At 41.4% G+C, this 1,719-nt stretch carries 1 protein-coding gene; it reads right to left on the bottom strand.

What is annotated here, in order from left to right; translation table 11 throughout:
* A partial coding sequence (locus ACR2F7_RS01915) for a glycoside hydrolase family 2 TIM barrel-domain containing protein (RefSeq protein WP_432711922.1) occupies nucleotides 1-1,719 on the bottom strand: 1,719 nt, incomplete at both ends.

Consider the following 1,719-nt stretch of genomic DNA (forward strand, 5'->3'; position numbering starts at 1 on the left):
CTGACTGCGGTATAAATAAAAACGGTCTTTTGGTAAGCCAGCTAAATCATTGATCCCAAAATAAGAACTGCGTGATGGCCATTCATTATCATAAGGTGTAGGTTCGCCTAAATAGTCAAAGCCTGTCCATACAAATTGACCAATGACCCATGGCTTGGTGTCCTGTAAAATAAAATCATCTTCAGGCAAGTTCGACCAGCTGCAATATTCCATATCATACGACGACGACTGGTGGTCAGCGTGCTGCACATCTGCGCCTTTTACGATTGGGAATTTATATACACCTCTTGAACTTACTGTAGAGGCTGTTTCTGAACCTAATATCATGGCTTGAGGAAATGCTTTAAAGGCATCCTCATATAAATGTACTCTATAATTTAAACCCGGCACATCTAATACAGCACCAAAGCCAGATGCCATTGTTGCTTTAACCTGGTCCATACCAACGGTAACGGGGCGGGTAGGATCTTCACGGTGAAAGATATCCTGCAGCCATCTGGCACGTTTTACCCCTTCACTCCCAAATTGATCAGGGACTTCATTACCTGAGCTCCACATCACAATACTAGGATGGTTACGTGTGGCATGAATCAAGTTTACCACATCTTTTTCAGCATCCTTTTCAAAGAAACGGTGGTAGCCATTTTGAACTTTTGGCTTTGCCCATTCATCAAAAGTTTCAGCTAAAAACATAAAGCCCATTTCATCACATAGTGCCAATTGCTCTAAAGAAGGCATATTGTGAGAACTTCTGATGGCATCACAGCCCATATCTTTCAAAATCTGTAACTGTCTGCGCAAGGCTGCTATATTAATTGCAGTGCCCAAAGGTCCTAAATCATGGTGTAAACACACGCCTTTAAATTTGCGCACTTTGCCATTTAAGCTGAAGCCAATATTAGGTTGGTATTTGATCTCACGGATGCCGAAACGTGTAGTCGTTTCATCTTTCAGCACATTACCTGCATATAATTTAGTAACCGCTGTATACAGATATGGTGTTTCAGGGCTCCATAGCTGAGGTTTGGTAACGGCAATATTTTGATCGAATTCATTACCAAAAATCGTCTCGGTCTGTTGTTTGGCAACGGTATCTCCTTTTGCATTGAGGATATAAGTGTTTAAGCGAAGGTTTTGGCCTGTTACTTTGGTTTTGATATTTACTTTCGCTACCTCTGCATTAATCAATGGTGTGGTGATATAAGTTCCCCACTGGTCAATGCTCTCCTGGTTTTTAACAATGATGCGCACGTTACGGTATAGCCCAGCACCCGGATACCAACGTGAAGATAAAGGCTGATTCGACAATTGTACGGCCAGCGTATTTTTCGCTCCTGCTTTTACATCATTGCTGATGTCAAAATAAAAATAGTTATAGCCATAATTCCATTCCCCAACTTTTTTACCGTTCAGGAAGACCTTAGGTTCACTCATGGCGCCTTCAAATAAGATGATTACTTTTTGTCCGGTTTTAAAGTTTGGAAGGGTAAAGTTATTCCTATACCAGCCTTCGCCAACATAAGGCAGTGCACCTGTTCTGCCAGTTTTTTCAGTTGGAACTTTCTCGCCATTTTGCATAATAGCCACCATTTGTTTATCTATCTCCTTATCAAAAGGACCATAGATTGCCCAGTCGTGAGGCACAGTTACACTCTCCCAGTTTTTATCGTTAAACTCTTGTTGATAGGCAAGGTTACTTGGGCCTTTATGAAATTTCCA

Origin of the sequence: Pedobacter sp. (assembly GCF_045628745.1) — a bacterium.
Classification (GTDB): Bacteria; Bacteroidota; Bacteroidia; order Sphingobacteriales; family Sphingobacteriaceae; genus Pedobacter.